The 19,429-nt window shown below is 69.7% G+C and carries 17 protein-coding genes; 1 reads left to right on the top strand and 16 read right to left on the bottom strand.

Translation table 11 applies throughout. The features are described from left to right. Positions 1–340: 340 nt before the first annotated feature. The 16 genes from BN940_RS08095 to ndk all read right to left on the bottom strand — a co-directional run bounded on the left by BN940_RS08095 (position 341) and on the right by ndk (position 16,288). Positions 341–904, bottom strand: coding sequence for a phosphoribosyltransferase (locus tag BN940_RS08095; RefSeq protein ID WP_043681940.1), 564 nt, complete (start codon positions 902–904; stop codon positions 341–343). 88 nt (positions 905–992) lie between these two features. Continuing rightward, positions 993–2,288, bottom strand: a complete 1,296-nt coding sequence (locus BN940_RS08090) for an adenylosuccinate synthase (protein ID WP_043681937.1) — start codon at positions 2,286–2,288, stop codon at positions 993–995. A gap of 85 nt (positions 2,289–2,373) precedes the next feature. Beyond that, entirely contained in the window at positions 2,374–3,543 is a 1,170-nt protein-coding gene (locus BN940_RS08085; RefSeq protein WP_043686400.1) for an ATP phosphoribosyltransferase regulatory subunit, read from the bottom strand. Positions 3,544–3,563: 20 nt separating this feature from the next. Then, entirely contained in the window at positions 3,564–4,463 is a 900-nt protein-coding gene (gene hflC, locus BN940_RS08080) for a protease modulator HflC (RefSeq protein ID WP_043681934.1), read from the bottom strand. 9 nt (positions 4,464–4,472) lie between these two features. Beyond that, the gene (gene hflK, locus BN940_RS08075) at positions 4,473–5,789 is read right to left on the bottom strand and encodes an FtsH protease activity modulator HflK (RefSeq protein WP_043681931.1); all 1,317 of its coding nucleotides are present in this window, start codon (positions 5,787–5,789) and stop codon (positions 4,473–4,475) included. Then, on the bottom strand, positions 5,758–6,864 hold the full coding sequence (hflX, locus tag BN940_RS08070) for a GTPase HflX (protein WP_043681928.1): 1,107 nt from the start codon (positions 6,862–6,864) through the stop codon (positions 5,758–5,760). The genes hflK and hflX overlap by 32 nt, the downstream gene beginning before the upstream one ends. Positions 6,865–6,936: 72 nt before the next feature. Next, complete coding sequence (gene hfq / locus BN940_RS08065) at positions 6,937–7,173, bottom strand: RNA chaperone Hfq (protein WP_043681925.1); 237 nt, start codon at positions 7,171–7,173, stop codon at positions 6,937–6,939. A gap of 90 nt (positions 7,174–7,263) precedes the next feature. Beyond that, positions 7,264–8,346: a histidinol-phosphate transaminase gene (gene hisC / locus BN940_RS08060; RefSeq protein WP_043681923.1), complete on the bottom strand. Its 1,083-nt coding sequence runs from the start codon at positions 8,344–8,346 to the stop codon at positions 7,264–7,266. Then, the gene (der, locus tag BN940_RS08055) at positions 8,343–9,749 is read right to left on the bottom strand and encodes a ribosome biogenesis GTPase Der (RefSeq protein ID WP_043686398.1); all 1,407 of its coding nucleotides are present in this window, start codon (positions 9,747–9,749) and stop codon (positions 8,343–8,345) included. Before der ends, hisC begins: the two co-directional genes overlap by 4 nt. Then, a complete protein-coding gene (gene bamB, locus BN940_RS08050; protein WP_043681920.1) occupies positions 9,742–10,893 on the bottom strand; it encodes an outer membrane protein assembly factor BamB in 1,152 nt (383 codons plus the stop codon). Before bamB ends, der begins: the two co-directional genes overlap by 8 nt. A gap of 4 nt (positions 10,894–10,897) precedes the next feature. Further along, a complete protein-coding gene (locus BN940_RS08045; RefSeq protein WP_043681918.1) occupies positions 10,898–11,536 on the bottom strand; it encodes a YfgM family protein in 639 nt (212 codons plus the stop codon). A gap of 8 nt (positions 11,537–11,544) precedes the next feature. Next, a complete protein-coding gene (gene hisS / locus BN940_RS08040; protein ID WP_043681916.1) occupies positions 11,545–12,828 on the bottom strand; it encodes a histidine--tRNA ligase in 1,284 nt (427 codons plus the stop codon). Between the two features lie 4 nt (positions 12,829–12,832). Then, positions 12,833–14,143, bottom strand: coding sequence for a flavodoxin-dependent (E)-4-hydroxy-3-methylbut-2-enyl-diphosphate synthase (gene ispG / locus BN940_RS08035; RefSeq protein WP_052355699.1), 1,311 nt, complete (start codon positions 14,141–14,143; stop codon positions 12,833–12,835). Next, the gene (locus BN940_RS08030) at positions 14,140–14,643 is read right to left on the bottom strand and encodes a helix-turn-helix domain-containing protein (RefSeq protein WP_043681913.1); all 504 of its coding nucleotides are present in this window, start codon (positions 14,641–14,643) and stop codon (positions 14,140–14,142) included. The genes ispG and BN940_RS08030 overlap by 4 nt, the downstream gene beginning before the upstream one ends. After that, entirely contained in the window at positions 14,640–15,791 is a 1,152-nt protein-coding gene (gene rlmN / locus BN940_RS08025) for a dual-specificity RNA methyltransferase RlmN (RefSeq protein WP_043681911.1), read from the bottom strand. The genes BN940_RS08030 and rlmN overlap by 4 nt, the downstream gene beginning before the upstream one ends. A gap of 71 nt (positions 15,792–15,862) precedes the next feature. Beyond that, entirely contained in the window at positions 15,863–16,288 is a 426-nt protein-coding gene (gene ndk / locus BN940_RS08020) for a nucleoside-diphosphate kinase (protein WP_043681908.1), read from the bottom strand. Positions 16,289–16,535: 247 nt separating this feature from the next. Here ndk and BN940_RS08015 point away from each other — a divergent pair, with 247 nt between their 5' ends. Next, entirely contained in the window at positions 16,536–19,379 is a 2,844-nt protein-coding gene (locus BN940_RS08015) for a valine--tRNA ligase (protein ID WP_043681904.1), read from the top strand. The last annotated feature ends 50 nt before the right edge of the window (positions 19,380–19,429 follow it).

Genomic DNA, 19,429 nt, shown 5'->3' with positions numbered 1-19,429 from the left:
TCCCGGTGCGCCCACGGTGAAGTTAAAGGAAAATTCCTGGTTAGACGAAAGATTCTAGCACGAAACCAGGCGGGAAACCATGGTTCGCGTTCTTCCAGGGCGCACCTCGGCCGATCGGCCCCGCACACCAAACCCCCGCCAGCCCCCGCATGCCGCCGACCCGAGGCCCGATGGCCCCTGAGTGGGGGGACTGTTCGCAGCCTGTCCCGGAACCCAGGGGCCGTCGGGCCGGGCGCATGCAGAAAAATCCGCGAAAGAGTCCAGCCGCAAGTGAAAACCGGCGCGCACCCCGGAAAACGGGACCCGAGCCGGAAAACAGGGCCCGAGCCCAAAAACAGGATTACTTCGACGAATCCGGATACGCCGTGCGCACGCCCTTGCGGATCCAGGATTCCAGCTGGTGCGGACGCAGGCTGTCGTAGTCCTCGAAAGGCTGGTGGATCCAGGGGTTGGTCGGCAGGTGCTCGACGAAGTAGTCGGGCTGGACCTTGGCATGGCCTTTTTGCCACAGCACGGCGGTGCGCAGTTCGGTGATGCCGGGAAACTGCCTGACCAGGTGGTCGCGCACCCGGGTGAAGGTCAGGCCGGTATCCACCATGTCGTCCACCAGCAGCACCCGGCCGTCCAGCGTGCCGCGCGTGATGGTGATGAACTGGGCGATGTCGAGCTGGCCCTGGACCGTGCCGGCCGCCTCGCGGTAGCTGCTGGTCGCCAGGATGCCCAGCGGCAGGTCGAAGATGCGCGACAGCACGTCGCCCACCCGCACGCCGCCGCGCGCCAGGCAGAGGATCTTGTCGAAGGCCCAGCCCGATTCGTGGACCTGCAGCGCCAGGCGCTCGATCAGGCCATGGTACTGTTCCCAGCTGACCCAGAGGTCGCGCTCCGTGCTCGGTGGCATGCTCATCGGTGTTTCCCGTTCGAGTGAAGAAGAATGAAAAAAAAAGAATGAAAAAACCGCAAGCAGGCTTGCGGTTTCGGGGTGTTCCGGCGCGTCAGCCCTGCAGGGGATTGCGCAGGACGATGGTTTCCAGCCGGTCGGGGCCGGTCGAGACCATGTCGATCGGCACGTCGCAGACTTCGGCGATGCGTTCGAGGTAGCGGCGCGCGTTGACCGGCAGCTTGTCGTATTCGGTGATGCCCACCGTGGACTCGGACCAGCCGGCCATTTCTTCCAGCACGGGCTCGGCCTCGGCGGCGGCATGGGCGCCGTAGGGCAGCACGTCGAGGAACTTGCCCTTGTAGCGGTAGCCCACGCCGATCTTGAGCTGCTCGACGCCGTCGAGCACGTCCAGCTTGGTGATGCACAGGCCCGTCAGGCCATTGATCATGACCGAGCGCTTCATGGCCGCGCCGTCGAACCAGCCACAGCGGCGCGGACGCCCCGTGACCGAGCCGAATTCCTTGCCCACCGTGGCCAGGCGCAGGCCGGTGTCGTCCAGCAGCTCGGTGGGGAACGGGCCCGAGCCGACGCGCGTGGTGTAGGCCTTGGCGATGCCCAGGACGTAGTCCAGGACCTGCGGGCCGACGCCCGCGCCGGCCGCCGCGGCGCCCGCCACACAGTTGCTGCTGGTGACGAAGGGATAGGTGCCGTGGTCGATGTCCAGCAGCGTGCCCTGCGCGCCCTCGAAGAGCAGGTTGTGCCCGGCGCGGCGCGCGATGTGCAGGTTGCTGGAGACGTCGGCCACCATGGGCTCGAGCCGCGGCGCCAGGCCCATGACCAGGTCGCGCACCTCGCCGGCGTCCACCGGCCTGGCGTCCAGGTAGCGGGTCAGCACGAAATTGTGATAGTCGAGGACCTCGGCGAGCTTTTCGTCGAACACGGCCGGATCGTACAGGTCCTGCACGCGCAACGCGCGGCGCGCGACCTTGTCCTCGTACGCGGGGCCGATGCCGCGGCCCGTGGTGCCGATCTTGCCTTCGCCCTTGCGCGCCTCGCGGGCCTGGTCCAGCGCCACGTGGTAGGGCAGGATCAGCGGGCAGGCGGCGGAGATCTGCAGGCGCGAACGCACGTCCAGGCCGGCGGCTTCGAGTTCGCCGATCTCGGCCAGCAGGGCCTCGGGCGAGAGCACCACGCCGTTGCCGATGTAGCAGGTGACGTGCGGATGCATGATGCCCGAGGGGATCAGGCGCAGGATGGTCTTGCGGCCGTTGATCCACAGGGTATGGCCGGCATTGTGGCCGCCCTGGAAGCGCACGACGCCCTGGGCCGACTCGGCCAGCCAATCGACGATCTTGCCCTTGCCTTCGTCACCCCACTGGGTGCCGATCACGACGATGTTCTTGCTCATAGGTCTTTCAAAAGGCGACGGAATGCCGCCATGGGAAACGGGTTAGTTTATACCATCGGTGACGATGTCCGGCGGATGCCGCCGCTCAGGCGGCGCCGTCCAGGGGGCGCAGCGCCCAGCCGTCGCCGGTGGCGGCCAATTCCTGATCGACGAAGAATTCGTCCGGACGCTGGGATTCGCCCGGCAGCGCCTGGATCACCACGCGCCCCTGGGCGCGCAGCGCGCGGATGGCGTCCGTCAGGGCGGGATCGTCGGACCAGGGCGCGCGGATGGCCTGGATGGGCTGCGCGTCGGGCAGGCCCGCGGAGAGCTTGCGCAGGTCCAGGCTGAAACCGGTGGCCGGCCGGGCGCGGCCGAACTTGCGGCCGATGCCGTCGTAGCGGCCGCCGCGCACCAGGGCGTCGTGCCAGCCCGCCGCGTAGATGGCGAACATGACGCCGGAGTGGTAGCCGTAGCCCCCCCCCATGTCCGCCAGGTCCAGCGCGATGGGCGCGTCCGGCAGGGCCGCGCACAGGGTCCGCAGGTCGTCCAGCGCGGCCCGCAGGGCCGGCAGGGCCGGCAGGCATTCGCGGGCGCGGTCCAGCACCGGCAGGCCGCCGTACAGGGTGGTCAGGGTGCGCAGCGCGGCCAGGCTGTCGGCGCGCGCGCCGCATTCGGCGCACAGGGCTTCCAGGCCGGGTGCGTCCTTGGCGCTGAGCAGGTCGAAGACCGCGTCCCCGGCCTCGGCCAGGGCCGGATCGGCATCCACCAGGGCGCGTCCGACGCCGGGATGGTTCAGGTCCAGGCGCGGCTGGCGCACGCCGGCGCGGCGCACGGATTCCAGCGCCAGGCGGATCGATTCGATGTCGGCCTGCACGCCGGCGTGGCCGAAGATCTCGGCGCCGATCTGCAGCAGCTCGCGGTCGGCCATCAGGCCGGCCGCGCGCGCATGCACCACCGGCCCGCAATAGCACAGCCGGGTGACGCCCTCGCGGTTGAGCAGATGGGCGTCGATGCGCGAGACCTGGATGGTCATGTCGGCGCGCACGCCCATGGTCAGGCCCGAGAGCTGGTCCACCAGCTTGCAGGTGCGCAGGCGCAGGGCCTCGTCGTTGGCCGGCATCAGGGAGTCGAGGTATTCCACCATCGGCGGGGCGACGAGCTCGAAGCCGTAGGTGCGGTAGAGGTCCAGCAGTTCGCGGCGCAATTCCTCGATGCGGCGCGCCTCGGCGGGCAGGACGTCCGACAGGTTTTCCGGCAGCAGCCAGCTTGACATCATGGTCGGTCGGTCCTCGTTCAGCGTGCGGCGGGCTGCGCGGCGGACTGGCCGCCCGCGGCGCGGTCCCAGAAGCGGAAGAAGTCCGAATCCGGGCTCAGGACCAGGGTGCCGTTCTGGTCGGCGAAGGCCGAGCGGTATGCGTCGAGGCTTTTGTAGAAGCTGTAGAACTCGGGGTCCTGGCCGTAGGACTTGGCGTAGATGGCGGCCGCGGTGGCATCGCCCTCGCCGCGCTTGGCCTGGGCTTCGGCGTAGGCCCTGGCCAGGATTTCCTGGCGCTTGCGGTCGGCCTCGGCGCGGATGCGTTCGCTGTCGGCCGCGCCGCTGGCGCGCAGGCGGTTGGCTTCCTGCTTGCGTTCGGCTTCCATGCGGCGGTAGACGGATTCGGAGATCTCCGGCGCGAAATCGATGCGCCGCAGGCGCACGTCGACCACGTCCACGCCCAGCGGCTGGGCGCGGCGCGCCACGGCGGTCTGGATTTCCTTCATGATGGTGTCGCGGTCGCTGGAGACGACCTGCTTGACAGTGCGCACGTTGACGGCGGCATTCAGGGCGTCGCGGATCTGCGCCTGGAGGCGCTCGACCGCGGCATTGCTGTTGGCGCCGAAGGTGACGTAGTACTGGCGCGGATCGGCGATGCGCCACTTGACGAAGGAGTCGATCAGCAGGTTTTTCTTTTCGGCGGTCTGGATGCGTTCGGGATCGCGCGTCTCGATGGTCTGCAGCCGCTTGTCCAGGTAGACGACGTTCTCGAAGGGCGGCGGGAACTTGAAGTACAGCCCCGGCTTGGTGATGGTTTCGCGGACTTCGCCCAGGGCGAACAGCAGCGCGGAATCGCGCTCGCGCACGACGAACATGCACGAGGACAGCACCGCGACCAGCACGACCAGACCGACCAGGGCGGGAAAAAAGCGTTGCATCTTGGGCTCCTAGTTGGAATACGGGCTGGTCATCAGGCCGTCCAGGCCGGAGGGCACGCCCCGCTGCGACGCACGGCCGGAGCCGGACTGCCCCTGGGCGGCCTGGGCGCCGCCGGCGGCGGCCGGCGCCGATCCGCCGGACGAGCCGGCGTCGCGCGAACCCGATGAGGAGGAGCCCCCGGCCGTGCGCGCGGCCTGGCCCATGATCTTGTCGAGCGGCAGGTAGAGCATGTTGTTGCCCACCGGCGCGTCGATCATGATCTTGGCGCTGTCGCTCAGGATGTCCTGCATGGTTTCCAGGTACAGGCGCTCGCGCGTGACGCCGGGCGCCTTGGCATATTCGGCGGCGATGCTGTCGAAGCGCGAGGTGTCGCCCTGGGCCTGGCCGATGACCTTGGCGCTGTAGCCTTCGGATTCCTGGATCATGCGGGCCGCCTGGCCCTCGGACTCGGGAATGACCTTGCTGGCGTAGGCGTTGCCTTCGTTGATCTGGCGCTCGCGGTCCTGGCCGGCCTTGACGGCGTCGTCGAACGCGGCCTGGACCTGCTCGGGCGGCTGGACGTTCTGGATGGCCACGGTGGAGATCTGGATGCCGGTCTTGTAGCGGTCCAGGATGGACTGCGCCAGGGCCTGGACCTCGGAAGCGACCTCGGTGCGGCCCGAATACAGGACGAAGTCCATGGGCTTGCGGCCGACGATCTCGCGCATGGCGGTCTCGGCCGCCTGGCGCACGGACTCGTCGGGCTGGCTGGTGTTGAACAGGTAGGCCGGGGCGCCGTCGGGCAGCAGCCGGTACTGCACCACGAACTGCACGTCGACGATGTTCTCGTCGTTGGTGAGCATCAGCGATTCGGACAGGACCTTGTTGCGCGACGAGCCGCGGAAGCCGACCTCGAAGGTGCGCAGCTGGGCGATGTTGACCGGCTGGGCGGCCTCGATGGGGTACGGCAGGCGCCACTGCAGGCCTGGATTGAGCGTCTTGACATACTGCCCGAAGCGGGTGACGACGGACACCTGGCCTTCCTGGACGATCATGAAGCCGCTCGCCAGCCACAGCAGCACGGCCGCGACGACCAGCAGCAGCACGAAGCGGGGCGAGGGCCCGGGCAGGGACGGCAGGCCGCCGCCCGAGGGCGGACGGGGACCGCGTCCGCCGCCGCGGCGGCCGAACAGGCTGTTCAGGCGCCGGCTGAAATCGCGCCAGACCTCGTCGAGGTCGGGCGGGCCGGAGGATGGGTCGGGCTTGCCGCGGGAGTCGTCGTTCTGGTTCTGGCCGCCCCGCCCCCAGCCCGGATCATTCAGGTTGAACAGTTTCATCAAACGCATTGTTTCCCGTAGGCTCCCCACCAAATTCAACGATCGACTGCCGCAAGCCGTCCAGCCCGCTGCGCTGCAGGGCGCTGACGAAGACTCGCGCAATCGTACCATGTTCGTTTCGCTCGACCCGCGGCTCGTATCCCGCCACGTCGATTTTGTTGTAGACCAGGATCTGCGGGATTTCGTGGGCGTCGATGTCGCGCAGGACCTGGTTGACCGCCGCGGCCTGCTCGTCGCGCTGCGGGCTGGCCGCGTCGATCACGTGCAGCAGCAGGTCGGCATGGACGGTTTCTTCCAGGGTCGCCCGGAAGGCGGCGATCAGCATCGGCGGCAGCGACCGGATGAAGCCCACGGTGTCGGACACGACGACCTGGCCGGCGCCTTCGATCCAGACGCGGCGCGTGGTGGTGTCCAGGGTGGCGAAGAGCTGGTCGGCGGCGTAGGCGTCGGCCCGCGTCAGGGCGTTGAACAGGGTGGACTTGCCGGCGTTGGTGTAGCCGACCAGGGACACCGACAGGGTCTTGCCGCGCACCCGGGCGCGCCGCTGGGTGAGCCGCTGGCGCTGGACGCGCTCCAGGCGTTCCTTCAGGGCGCGCACGCGCACGCCGATCAGGCGTCGGTCGGTTTCCAGCTGCGATTCGCCGGGGCCGCGCACGCCGATGCCGCCGCGCTGGCGTTCCAGGTGGGTCCACATCCGGGTCAGCCGGGTGGACAGGTGCTGCAGCTGGGCGAGTTCGACCTGGAGCTTGCCTTCGTGGCTCTTGGCGCGCAGGGCGAAGATGTCCAGGATGAGCGCCACCCGATCGACGACGCGGACCTCGAAGTGGCGTTCCAGGTTGCGCTGCTGGGCGGGCGTGAGGGCCTGGTCGAAGAGCACGACCTCGGCCCTCGTGGCCTTGACCAGGGCGGTGGCTTCCTCGATCTTGCCCGAGCCGATGAAGCCGGCGGCGTCCGGCCGGCTGCGCCGCGCGGTGAGGACTTCGACGATGTCGGCCCCCGCCCCGCTGGCGAGCATGAGGAATTCCTCGGCATGGGCCGCGTAGTCGGGCTCGCCCAGGTCGACGCTAATGACGAGCGACTTCATGTGCAGCCCATCACAAAACGAATGCCCGCCGGGCCGGGGCGCGCGGCGGGCGAAAGGGTGGATGACGGCGGATTATTCGGCAGAGTCGTCCACCTGGAAGGAAACGGGGCGGGCAGGCACGACGGTGGAGATGGCGTGCTTGTAGACCATTTGGGTGACCGTGTTGCGCAGCAGCACGACGTACTGGTCGAAGGATTCGACCTGGCCCTGCAGCTTGATCCCGTTGACCAGGTAGATCGAGACGGGCACGTGGTCCTTGCGCAAGGCGTTCAGGAATGGGTCTTGAAGAATTTGCCCTTTGTTGCTCATGGACGAGGCTCCGGTTATTGAAGTTATGGTGGAGGTTCTATTTTAATGCGTTTCGCCATCGGTGCTTTGCGGCCTCGCCGCCGGCCCGGTTCAGGCCGGCACGGACAGCCATGCGCGCAGCGCAGCGCACAGGCGGGCGCACTGTTCCGGCGTACCCACGGTGATGCGCAGGTGCTGGTCGATGCGCGGCACGCGGAAATGCCGCACCAGGATGCCGGTCTCGCGCAGGCCGGCGGCGATCGCGGCGGCGTCGCGCTGCGGATGGCGCGCGAAGACGAAATTCGCCTGCGAAGGCAGCACCTCGAAGCCCAGGGTGCGCAAGTCCCGTGCCAGTTGCTCGCGGGCCTCGATCACGGCGTGCCGGGTGCGGTCGAACCAGGCCTCGTCCTCGATCGCCGCCTGGGCGCCGGCGAGGGCCACGCGGTCCAGGGGGTAGGAATTGAAGCTGTCCTTCACGCGCGTCAGCCCGGCGATCAGGTCGGCGCCGCCCAGCGCGTAGCCCACCCGCAGGCCCGCCAGCGAACGGGACTTGGACAGGGTGTGGACCGCCAGGACGTTGGGGCACTCGCCGATCAGCGCGGCCGCCGATTCCGCGCCGAAGTCCACGTAGGCCTCGTCCACCACCACGGCGCTGTCGGGGCGCGCGCGCGCGATGGCGGCGATCTCGTCCAGGGACAGGGCGCGGCCGGTGGGCGCGTTCGGATTGGCGAAGATGACGCCGGCGGGCTCGGGATCGGCCGCGCCGGTGTAGTCCGCCGCCCGCAGGACGAAATCCTCGTCCAGCGGGATCAGCCGGTGCGGCACGGCGTACAGGCGGCAGTAGGTCTTGTAGAAGCTGTAGGTCACGTCGGGCAGCCACAGCGGCCGGCCGCCGCGCAGGAACAGCGCGTTGAAGACGTGCGCCAGGATCTCGTCGGAGCCGTTGCCCAGGAACACCTGGTCGGGCGCCAGGCCGAAGCGGTCCGCGATCGTGCGGCGCAGGTCCAGCGCCTGGTAGTCGGGGTACAGGCGCATGTCGTCGGACAGGGCGGCGCGCATGGCCTCGATCGCCCGGGGCGAGGGCCCGTATGGATTTTCGTTGGTGTTCAGCTTCAGCAGGTTCGGAATGCGGGCCTGCTCGCCCGGCACGTAGGGAACCAGGCCGGCGATGTGATCGCTCCAGAGCGTGCTCACGACTCGTCCTTCAGATAGGGATTGTGCGAGGATTTGAATTCGACCGACAGCGGCGTGCCGGCCAGCTTGAAGGCGTCGCGGAACTGGCCTTCGAGGTAGCGGCGGTAGGAATCCGGCACCGCGTCCAGGGCGTTGCCGTGGATGATGATGCGCGGCGGATTCTGCCCGCCCTGGTGGGCGTAGCGCATCTTGGGCCGGAAGATGCCCTTGCGCGGAGGCGGCTGCTGTTCCACGGCCGCCCGCAGCACGCGGGTGAGCTTCGGCGTGGACAGCTTGGCGAAGGCGGCGGCGTGCGCGGCTTCGACGGCCTTGAGCACGGGGCCGACCCCCTGCCCTTTCAGGGCCGAGAGGTTCAGTACGCGGGCGAAGGACAGGAAGCGCAGCTTGCGGTCGTATTCGCGCTGCACCCATTCGCGCTGTTCGCGGTTCACCGCATCCCATTTGTTCAGGCCCACCACCAGGGCGCGGCCGGCTTCTGTGATGAAGCCGGCGATGTGGGCGTCCTGGTCGGAAATGCCTTCGCGCGCATCGATCAGCAGCAGCACGACGTTGGCGGCCTCGATCGCCTGCAGCGTCTTGATGACCGAGAACTTTTCCACGGTCTCGAAGACCTTGCCGCGGCGGCGCAGGCCGGCGGTGTCGATCAGCGTGTAGCGGCGGCCGCCGCGCTCGAACTCGATCTCGATGGCGTCGCGCGTGGTGCCGGGCAGGTCGTAGGCGATGACGCGGTCCTCGCCCACCAGGGTGTTGATGAGGGTGGACTTGCCGACGTTCGGCCGGCCGGCGATGGCGAGCTTGATGCGGTGGTCGGGCGCGCCGCCCTCGCCCGCCGCGCCTTCGTCCGCCGCGTCCGGGTGCGCGGCATCCTCGGCGGCCTGCTCGGCCGCCCGCTCGGCCAGCAGCGGGGCGAGCGCCTCGTCGGCCAGGGCCGACACGCCGTCGCCGTGCGCCGCCGAGATCGGGTGCGGCTCGCCCAGGCCCAGTTCGTGGAACTGGGCCAGATCGGCGTGATGGCGCATGCCCTCGGCCTTGTTCACGGCCAGCAGCACGCGCTGCCCGGACTTGCGCAGCAGGCGGGCGATTTCGTGGTCGTGCGCATTGATGCCTTCGCGCCCGTCCACCAGGAAGATCACCACGTCGGATTCGGCGATGGCCTGGGTCGTCTGGCGCGCCATCTCGACCAGGATGCCGCGCGTGGCGACCGGCTCGAAACCGCCGGTGTCGACCACGATGTAGGGATGCTCGCCCACCCGCCCCTCGCCGTAGTGGCGGTCGCGGGTGAGCCCGGAGATGTTCGCCACCAGCGCCGCGCGCGAACGCGTCAGGCGGTTGAACAGGGTCGATTTGCCGACGTTCGTGCGCCCGACCAGGGCGACGACCGGCTTGAAGCGCGTATCAGCCACCAACGCCCACCAGGATCAGCTTGCCGTCGCCCGTCTGGACCACCACGCCATGCGGGGTCGGCACCAGGGCCGAGACGACCGGCCCGCCGCCCACCTGCAGGCGGGCCATCGGGGCGCCGTCGGCGCGCGACAGGAAATGCAGGTAGCCTTCGTAGTCGCCCACGGCCACGGCGGAGCCCGCCGGCACGGGGGCGCTCAGGCGGCGGTTGAGCAGCGCCGCCTGTTTCCAGAGCTCGTGGCCGTCCTTCAGGTCGAGCGCATGCACCGTGTCGCTCGCGTCGGCCAGATACAGGCGCTGGCCGTCGGTGTTCATGCCGGTGGCGGAAGAGACTTCCCGGGACCAGACGGGGCGCCCGCCCTGGGACACGTCGAAGCAGGTCGTGCGGCCCTGGTAGCTGACGCCGCACAGCAGCGGGCCGACGACGACGGGCTCGCCGACCACGTCGGAGATGCGTTCCAGATCCGACGCCCCGCGCGAGGCAGAGACCGCGCCTTCCCAGCGCACGGCGCCGGAGGCGGCGTCGATCACCATCAGGCGGCCGTTGGGCATGCCGGCGATCAGCAGGTTGGGCACCGGCAGCATGCGGAAGCTGGTGCGCAGCGCCAGCGCGGGGCCGGGGCGCTGCACGTTCCAGCGCAGCTTGCCGGTGGCCGCGTCGAAGGCCTGGATGCGGTAGTCGGTGGTGCGCACCGCGACGATGCCGTTGCCCACGGCGGGCGGCACGTTGACGGCGCTGGCGGCCTGGCTGCGCCAGAGCTCCTTGCCCTGCGCGTCGTAGGCCAGGACCATGCCCGACTGGGTGGCCACCGCGATCACGCGCCCGTCGCTGCCGGCCCCGGCCGACAGCGCGCCGGCCTCGACGCGCCAGCGCAGCGCGCCGGAAGCGGCGTCCAGCGCCGCCACGGCGCCCGAGGGGGTGGCGGCGTACAGGGTGTCGCCCACCAGTTCGGGGGAGAAGCCGTAGCCGCCGCCGCTGCCGATGGAAGTCGACCAGCGCGCCGACACCGCCAGCGAAGGCGCGTAGTCGGTCAGCGGCGCGGGATCGAAGCGGGCGTCGGACTGGGAAAACAGGCCGCAGCCGGACAGCCCGGCGGCGACCAGGCCGACGAGCGCCGCACGAAACAGGCGGGAAGAGGATCGCATGGGGTCAGGCTCCGTTCAGGGCATCGATTTTCAGCTGGACGATCTGGGCGGCGGGATCCGCGCCCAGGGACTTGAGGGCTTCCTTCCAGGCCTGGACGGCCTGGGCGGGCTCGCCCTGCGCGGCCAGGATGTCGCCGCGGCGGTCGGCATACAGGCCGGCGAAGCCGGCGGGCGGCGTGCCCTGGAGCTGGGCCAGGGCGGGCTCGTATTGCTTCTGCGCCAGCAGCACGCCGGCCAGGCGCAGGCGGGCCACGGCGCGCAGCGCCGGGACGGTGTCGTTGCGCGCCAGCCATTCGAGCTGCTCGCGGGCGCCGTCCAGGTCCTTGCGTTCCTGCAGGGCCCAGGCCGCCACCAGCACGCCGCGCGCGGCGTAGCCGGATTTGGCGTAGTCGTCGCGCAGGGCGGTGCTGGCCGCCTTGATGCGGGCCACGGCGTCGTCGCCCGGCTGGGCCGCGGCGGCTTCGAGGGCCTCGTAGTAGCCCATGGCCTGGTTGGCCTGGTGCGACTGGTACCACTGCCAGCCGCGCCAGCCGGCGAACACGGCCAGCACGGCGAAGACCAGGGCCATGGAAAGCGTGCCGTAGCGTTCCCACCAGGCCTTCAGCGCGTCGAGTTTTTCCTGTTCTTCGAGATCGTATGCCATGCCTGTGTTCAGATCCTTTGTTGGAGGTGCGCGGCCAGCCGGTCGAAGGCGACCGATTCCTGCTGCCCGTCGCCGGCGGCGCCGGTACGCAGCCATTTCACGCTCGCCATGCCCGCGGCCAGCTCGTCCTCGCCGAGGACGACGGCGGCCACGGCGCCGCTGGCGTCGGCCCGGCGAAACTGTGATTTAAACCCAGTCGAACCGGCATGGACAAGTGCCCGCAGCCCGGCATCGCGCAAGGACTCGGCGAGCCGCGCCGCGCGCCGCTGGGCGGCCTCGCCCTGGTGGACCAGGTAGACCTGGCATTCGGCCGGATCCTGGTCGGGCGCGTCCTGCTGCCAGAGGTCGAGCAGGCGTTCCATGCCGATGGCGAAACCCACCGCCGGCGCGGGCTTGCCGCCCAGCAGTTCGATCAGGCCGTCGTAGCGGCCGCCGCCGCAGACCGTGCCCTGGGCGCCCAGGCGGTCGGTGACCCACTCGAAGACGGTCAGATTGTAGTAATCCAGCCCGCGCACCAGGCGCGGGTTGAGCGTGTAGGCGATGCCGGCGTCGTCGAGCCGGTCGCACAGGCCCCGGTAGTGCGCCAGGGACTCGGCGCCCAGGAAGTCGAACAGGCGCGGCGCGGCGTTGGCCATGTCCTGCATGGCGGGATTCTTGGTGTCGAGCACGCGCAGCGGGTTGCTGTGCATGCGGCGGCGGGCTTCCTCGTCGAGCACGTCGAGGTGCTTTTCCAGGTGCGCGACCAGGGCCGCGCGGTGCGCGGCGCGCTCGGCCGCCTGGCCCAGGGAATTGAGCTCCAGGCGGATGTCCTTCAGGCCCAGCAGGCGCCACAGGCGCGCCAGCATCACGATCAGCTCCGCGTCCACGTCCGGCCCGGGAAAGCCCAGGGCCTCGACGTCGATCTGGTGGAACTGGCGGTAGCGGCCGCGCTGCGGGCGTTCGTGCCGGAACACCGGCCCCATCGCGTAGACGCGGCGCGGACGGTCGTAGAGGAAATTGTGCTCGATCGCCGAGCGCACGATGCCGGCGGTGAATTCGGGCCGCATCGTCAGGCGCTCGTCGTTCAGGGGATCGATGAAGGAATACATTTCCTTTTCGACGATGTCGGTGACCTCGCCGATGCCGCGCGCGAACAGGCGGGTGTGCTCCAGCACCGGCGTGCGCAGGTTCTGGTAGCCGTAGGCGGCCAGCCAGTCGCGCACGAGCGCTTCGAGCCGTTCCCAGCGCGCGGTTTCCGGCGGCAGGGCATCCTTCATGCCGGTCAGGCCGGCGACTTTCTTGAATTCGGACATGGATTCAGTTCGTATGCCGCGCCACGACGCCCGGGCGGCGCGCGGGCTCGGCGCCCTGCTCCCGTCCGTAGCGCCGGGCCACGTAATTTTCGACGATGGCCTGGAATTCCTGGGCGATGTGGTCGCCCTTGAGCGTCACGGTGCGCTCGCCGTCCACGTACACCGGCGCGGACGGGACTTCGCCCGTGCCGGGCAGGCTGATGCCGATGTCGGCGTGGCGGCTTTCGCCGGGGCCGTTGACGACGCAGCCCATGACGGCAACGTGCATGTTCTCGACGCCGGGGTACCGGGTCTTCCAGACCGGCATCTGCGCGCGCAGGAAGGCCTGGATGCTGGCGGCCAGTTCCTGGAACACCGTGCTGCTGGTGCGCCCGCAGCCCGGGCAGGCCACCACCATGGGCGTGAAGGCGCGCAGGCCCATGGTCTGGAGGATTTCCTGGGCGACGACGACTTCGCGGCTGCGGTCGCCGCCGGGCTCGGGGGTGAGCGAGATGCGGATCGTGTCGCCGATGCCTTCCTGCAGCAGCACCGCCAGGGCCGCCGTGGAGGCGACGATGCCCTTGGAGCCCATGCCGGCCTCGGTCAGGCCCAGGTGCAGCGGGTAGTCGCAGCGGCGCGAGAGGTCGCGGTAGACGGCGATCAGGTCCTGGACGTGGCTGACCTTGCAGGACAGCACGATGGCGTCGCCGCGCAGGCCCAGTTCCTGGGCGCGCTCGGCGTTGCTGATGGCCGAGACCACCAGGGCCTCGCGCATCACCGCGTTGGCCGACCAGGGCACGGGCCGGGCGGCGTTCTCGTCCATCATCCGCGCCAGCAGTTCGTGGTCCAGGCTGCCCCAGTTCACGCCGATGCGGATCGGCTTGTCGTGGCGGCAGGCGACCTCGATCATCTGCGCGAAGTTGTCGTCGCGGCGCTTGCCGCCGCCCATGTTGCCCGGATTGATGCGGTACTTGGACAGCGCCTGGGCGCAGTCCGGAAACTGGGTCAGCAGCTTGTGGCCGTTGTAGTGGAAGTCCCCCACCAGGGGGACCGGCACGTTCATGCGGTCCAGCTCGTCGCGCAGGGCGGCGACCTGGGCGGCGGCCTCGGGGGTGTTGACGGTGACGCGCACCAGTTCGGAGCCGGCCCGCCAGAGCTCGCGCACCTGCTGCGCGGTGGCCCGGGGATCGGCCGTGTCGGTGTTGGTCATGGACTGCACCACGACCGGGGCGTCGCCGCCCACCTGGACCACGTGGCCGCCCCAGCGCACGGCGACGGCGCGGGTCGGCCGCCGGGGCGCGGCGGCCGGTTCGGGATTCACGGAATCGGCGGTCATCGACGCAACGCCCTCAGCCAATCGAACACCAGCCATTCGTCGGGCACCCAGCCGCGGTTGACCGCGTACACGCCGACCACGCAGAACAGCACCAGGATCAGCAGCAGCCAGGCCCAGGTGCGGTGGGCCGGCTCGCCCTTGGGCGTCATGTCGGCCTGCTGCAGGACGCGCCGGGCGCCCAGGGTCGTGACGGCGGGCCGCGGGCCGGTCGGGCCGACGGCGTCGTCGAGCAGCTTCAGGGCGGCATCGACGTCGGTGCCCAGGAAGCGCGCGTAGTTGCGCACCAGGCCGCGCAGGGGCACGCCGTCGGGCAGGCGCGGCCAGTCGCCCGCTTCCAGGTAGCCGAGCTGCACGGAGGAATACTTGATGCGCGCGGAGACTTCGGACAGCGACAGGCCGCGCGCCTCGCGCATGGCCTTCAGCGCATCGCCCAGCGTCAGCGCCTCCTGGCCCGGGGAGGTCTCCTGGCGCGGCAGCCCGTCGAGGGGGGTTTCGCTCATCCATGCTCCTTTTTGCGTATGACGATCTTCGCCCGGTCGGGCAGCCGTTCGGTGATGCGCGTCCGGTCGCGGACTTCTCCCGCCAGCTGGCCGCAGGCGGCGTCGATGTCGTCGCCGCGCGTCTTGCGCACCGTCACCACCAGGCCGGCGTCGACGAGCCGCTGGGAGAACAGGCGGATGCGCGCCGCCGGGGAACGCCGCAGGCCGGACTGCGGAAAGGGGTTGAAGGGAATCAGGTTGAACTTGCAGCGCACCCGCCTGGCCACCTCGATCAGCTGGCGCGCGTGCTCGTCGGCGTCGTTCACCCCGTCGAGCATAATATATTCAAAGGTGATGAAGTCGCGCGGCGCGTGTTCCAGGTAGCGGTTGCAGGCGTCGAGCAGCTCGTCGAGCGGGTGCTTGCGGTTCAGCGGCACCAGCCGGTCGCGCAGTTCGTCGTTGGGCGCGTGCAGCGACACCGCCAGCGCCACCGGACAGTCGCGCGCCAGGCGGTCGATCATGGGAACCACGCCGGAGGTGGATACGGTCACGCGGCGGCGCGACAGGCCGTAGGCGTGGTCGTCGAGCATCAGGCGCAGGGCGCCCAGGACCTGGTCGTAGTTCAGCAGGGGCTCGCCCATGCCCATCATGACGACGTTGCTGACGGCGCGGTGGGATTCCTCGGGCGGGGCGCCCAGGCGCGCGGCCGCGGGGTCTTCGCGCAGCGCGCGGTTGGCGTACCACAGCTGGCCGACGATCTCGGCGGTGCTCAGGTTGCGGCTGAAGCCCTGGTAGCCCGTGGAGCAGAACGGACAGGCCACGGTGCAGCCGGCCTGGCTGGAGATGCACAGCGTGCCGCGGTCGTCCTCGGGGATGAAGACGGTCTCGATGGCGTTGCCCAGCCCCATGTCGAACAGCCACTTGCGGGTGCCGTCGGCGGAGCGCTTTTCCAGGTTGAGCGGCGGCGCCTGCACGACGCAGTGGGCTTCCAGGCGGGCGCGGAAATCCTTGGCCAGGTCGCTCATGTCCTGGAAGCGGTCGACGCCGCGCTGGTGCACCCACTGCGACAGCTGGCGCGCGCGAAAGGGCTTGCCGCCCCACTGCGCCACGAGGGCTTCGAGGGAGGCCGGGTCCAGACCCAGGACGTTGATGGTTTCGGCGCCAGACATGGGGAAGGCTTGTGAGGAAAGGCTGCGGCAAAGCGGGCCGGCCCCCGGCATCGCCGGGGACCGCGCCGCGATCAGCGGCTGTGGATGTTGCTTTCGGGGAAGAAGAAGGCGATCTCGACGGCCGCCGTTTCCGGGGCGTCGGAGCCGTGCACCGCGTTGGCATCGATGCTCTCGGCGAAGTCGGCGCGGATCGTGCCCGGCGCGGCCTTCTTGGGATCGGTCGCGCCCATCAGGTCGCGGTTCTTGGAGATGGCGGATTCGCCTTCCAGCACCTGGACGAACACCGGGCCCGACACCATGAAATCGACCAGGTCCTTGAAGAAGGGGCGTTCCTTGTGCACGGCGTAGAAGCGCTCGGCCTCGCCGCGCGAGAGCTGGCGCAGCTGGGCGGCCACGACGGTCAGGCCGGCCTTCTCGAAGCGGGCGACGATCTCGCCGATGACGTTCTTGGCGACGGCATCGGGCTTGATGATGGAAAGGGTACGTTCAATAGCCATGGAAGTTTCCGTGTAGGAATGGAAAACGGGGTTTTCCGGTGTAAATGTAGAATGACGACGCCGCGGCCGCCCCGAAGACCGGGCCGGCGACAGGGCTGGGAGGCCTCCGGGCAAGCGGCTGGGGGCTCCCTCTTGGTCAACCGCGCATTTTACCATGCGCAGTTTTCCCCCCATGCGCCTAAAATGATCGTTTTTTTGCCGCCGGCCCTCTTCGCCGCCGGCCCCTCCCGAGCCCCAGAAGAACCCCATGAGCGATTCCGCCTCCCCCTCCCTGCCCAAGAGCTTTGAACCCCAGGACATCGAGTCCCGCTGGTACGACGAGTGGAATCGCCGCGGCCTGTTCGCGGGAGGCCGGCACGCCGAGCCCGCCGCGGGCCGGACGCCGGAATCCTTCGCCATCCAGTTCCCGCCGCCCAACGTCACCGGCACCCTGCACATGGGGCACGCCTTCAACCAGACCATCATGGACGGCCTGATCCGCCACCACCGCATGCGCGGCGACGACACGGTCTTCATCCCCGGCACGGACCACGCCGGGATCGCCACCCAGATCGTGGTGGAGCGCCAGCTCGACGCCGAGGGCGTGTCGCGCCACGACCTGGGCCGCGACAAGTTCCTGGAGCGCGTCTGGGCCTGGAAGGAACAATCCGGCAGCACCATCACCGGCCAGTTCCGCCGCCTGGGCTCGTCCTGCGACTGGTCGCGCGAATACTTCACCATGGACGAGCGCCTGTCGCGCGGCGTGGTGGAGGTCTTCGTGCGCCTGTACGAGCAGGGCCTGATCTACCGCGGCAAGCGCCTGGTGAACTGGGACCCGGTGCTGGGCACCGCGGTGTCCGACCTGGAGGTCGTCAGCACCGAGGAAGACGGCCACATGTGGGAAATCCGCTATCCGCTGGCCGAGCCCGTGGACGGGCTGACCCATCTGGTGGTCGCCACCACGCGCCCCGAAACCATGCTGGGCGACGTCGCCGTGATGGTGCACCCCGAGGACGGGCGCTACGCCCACCTGATCGGCCGCAGCGTCGTCCTGCCCCTGGTCGGGCGCGCGATCCCCGTCATCGCCGACGACTACGTCGACCGCGAGTTCGGCACCGGCGTGGTCAAGGTCACCCCCGCGCACGATTTCAACGACTACGCCGTCGGCCAGCGCCACGGCCTGGACATGATCAGCGTGCTGACCCTGGACGCGAAGATCGGCGACGCGGCCCCCGAGGCCTACCGCGGCCTGGACCGCTTCGAGGCGCGCAAGCGCGTCGTCGCCGACCTGGAAGCCCAGGGCCTGCTGCAGCAGGTGCGCGCCCACAAGCTCATGGTGCCGCGCGGCGACCGCACCAACAGCGTGATCGAGCCGATGCTCACCGACCAGTGGTTCGTGGCGATGAGCAAGCCCGCGCCCGACGGCAGCCTGCATCCCGGCAAGAGCATCACCCAGGTGGCCCTGGAGGTGGTGGCCGACGGCCGCGTGAAGTTCGTCCCGGAAAACTGGACCGTCACCTACAACCAGTGGCTGGAGAAGATCCAGGACTGGTGCATTTCCCGCCAGCTCTGGTGGGGCCACCAGATCCCCGCCTGGCACGCGCCCGACGGCCGCATCTTCGTCGCCCGCTCGGCCGAGGACGCCGAACGCCAGGCGCGCGCCGCCGGCGTGCAAGGCCCGCTCACGCGCGACCCGGACGTGCTCGACACCTGGTTCTCGTCCGCCCTGGTGCCCTTCACCGACCTGGGCTGGCCCGAGCAGACCCCCGACCTGGCGCGCTACCTGCCGTCGGGCGTGCTGGTCACGGGCTTCGACATCATCTTCTTCTGGGTGGCGCGCATGATCATGATGAGCATGCACCACACCGGCGAGGTGCCCTTCCGCACGGTCTACGTCCATGGCCTGGTCTGCGACATGGAAGGCAAGAAGATGTCCAAGTCCAAGGGCAACACCATCGACCCGGTGGACCTGATCGACGGCATCGCCCTGGAGCCGCTGATCGCCAAGCGCACCGCCGGCCTGATGAACCCGAAGCAGGCCGACGCGATCCGCAAGCGCACCCGCAAGGACTACCCCGAGGGCATCCCGGCCTACGGCGCGGACGCCTTGCGCTTCACCATGGCGGCCTACGCCACGCTGGGACGCAACATCAACTTCGACCTGAAGCGCTGCGAGGGCTACCGCAATTTCTGCAACAAGCTCTGGAACGCCACGCGCTTCGTGCTGATGAACGTCGAAGGCCACGACCTGGGCCAGCCGCGCGCGGGCGACCTGTCCTTCGCCGACTGCTGGATCATCGACGGCCTGCAGCGGCTGATCGACGAGGTGGACGCCGGCTTCGCGCAATACCGCTTCGACCAGGTCGCCGACCGCCTGTACCACTTCATCTGGGACGAATACTGCGACTGGTACGTGGAGCTGGCCAAGGTCCGCCTGCAGACGGGCGACGCCGTGCAGCAGGCGGCCACGCGCCGCACCCTGATCCACGTGCTGGAAACCCTGCTGCGGCTGGTCCACCCGATCATGCCCTTCATCACCGAGGAACTCTGGCAGAAGGTCTCGGTGGCGGCCGGCGTGCGCGCCGCCGACGCGCCCGCCAGCGTCAGCGTCCAGCCCTGGCCGACGGCCCGCGACGACCTGCGCGACGCGGCGGCGGCCGGGCGCATGGCGGCGCTGAAGTCGCTCACCGACGCGATCCGCGCCCTGCGCGGGGAAATGGGCCTGGCGCCGGGCCAGCGCGTGCCGCTGCTGGTCCAGGGCGCGGAATCCGGGCTCGACGAACTGGCGCCCTACCTGGTGGCGCTGGCGCGCCTGGAAAGCGTCCAGGCCGTGGACCGCCTGCCGGACCTGGGCGCCCCCGTCCAGGTGGTGGGCGCCACGCAGCTGATGCTGCACGTGGAGATCGACCTGGACGCCGAGCGCGCGCGCCTGGACAAGGAAATCGACCGGCTGGAAAAGGAGATCGCCAAGGCCTCCGGCAAGCTGTCGAACGCCAGCTTCGTCGAGCGCGCCCCGGCGGCGGTGGTCGAGCAGGAAAAGGCCCGCCTGGCCCAGTTCGGCGAGACCCTGGAAAAGGTCAGGGCGCAGCGGTCGCGGCTGGGAAGCCTGTAGGGCCGGGCCGCGGGGCCCGGCGCGACATCATGTAGAATGATGCCGTTTCG

The organism is Castellaniella defragrans 65Phen (assembly GCF_000612685.1).
In the GTDB taxonomy this organism is placed as follows: Bacteria; Pseudomonadota; Gammaproteobacteria; order Burkholderiales; family Burkholderiaceae_B; genus Castellaniella; species Castellaniella defragrans.
This window is presented reverse-complemented; position numbering and strand designations above follow the sequence as displayed.

Excerpts from the sequence above, each read along its gene's own strand:
- hisS (WP_043681916.1), bottom strand. The coding sequence starts at position 12,828 with ATGTCCGAATTCAAGAAAGTCGCCGGCCTGACCGGCATGAAGGATGCC.
- hflK (WP_043681931.1), bottom strand. The coding sequence starts at position 5,789 with ATGCGTTTGATGAAACTGTTCAACCTGAATGATCCGGGCTGGGGGCGG.
- ndk (WP_043681908.1), bottom strand. The coding sequence starts at position 16,288 with ATGGCTATTGAACGTACCCTTTCCATCATCAAGCCCGATGCCGTCGCC.
- BN940_RS08095 (WP_043681940.1), bottom strand. The coding sequence starts at position 904 with ATGAGCATGCCACCGAGCACGGAGCGCGACCTCTGGGTCAGCTGGGAA.
- ispG (WP_052355699.1), bottom strand. The coding sequence starts at position 14,143 with ATGACCGCCGATTCCGTGAATCCCGAACCGGCCGCCGCGCCCCGGCGG.
- BN940_RS08045 (WP_043681918.1), bottom strand. The coding sequence starts at position 11,536 with ATGGCATACGATCTCGAAGAACAGGAAAAACTCGACGCGCTGAAGGCC.
- BN940_RS08090 (WP_043681937.1), bottom strand. The coding sequence starts at position 2,288 with ATGAGCAAGAACATCGTCGTGATCGGCACCCAGTGGGGTGACGAAGGC.
- BN940_RS08015 (WP_043681904.1), top strand. The coding sequence starts at position 16,536 with ATGAGCGATTCCGCCTCCCCCTCCCTGCCCAAGAGCTTTGAACCCCAG.
- hfq (WP_043681925.1), bottom strand. The coding sequence starts at position 7,173 with ATGAGCAACAAAGGGCAAATTCTTCAAGACCCATTCCTGAACGCCTTG.
- hflX (WP_043681928.1), bottom strand. The coding sequence starts at position 6,864 with ATGAAGTCGCTCGTCATTAGCGTCGACCTGGGCGAGCCCGACTACGCG.
- BN940_RS08030 (WP_043681913.1), bottom strand. The coding sequence starts at position 14,643 with ATGAGCGAAACCCCCCTCGACGGGCTGCCGCGCCAGGAGACCTCCCCG.
- BN940_RS08085 (WP_043686400.1), bottom strand. The coding sequence starts at position 3,543 with ATGTCAAGCTGGCTGCTGCCGGAAAACCTGTCGGACGTCCTGCCCGCC.
- rlmN (WP_043681911.1), bottom strand. The coding sequence starts at position 15,791 with ATGTCTGGCGCCGAAACCATCAACGTCCTGGGTCTGGACCCGGCCTCC.
- hflC (WP_043681934.1), bottom strand. The coding sequence starts at position 4,463 with ATGCAACGCTTTTTTCCCGCCCTGGTCGGTCTGGTCGTGCTGGTCGCG.
- bamB (WP_043681920.1), bottom strand. The coding sequence starts at position 10,893 with ATGCGATCCTCTTCCCGCCTGTTTCGTGCGGCGCTCGTCGGCCTGGTC.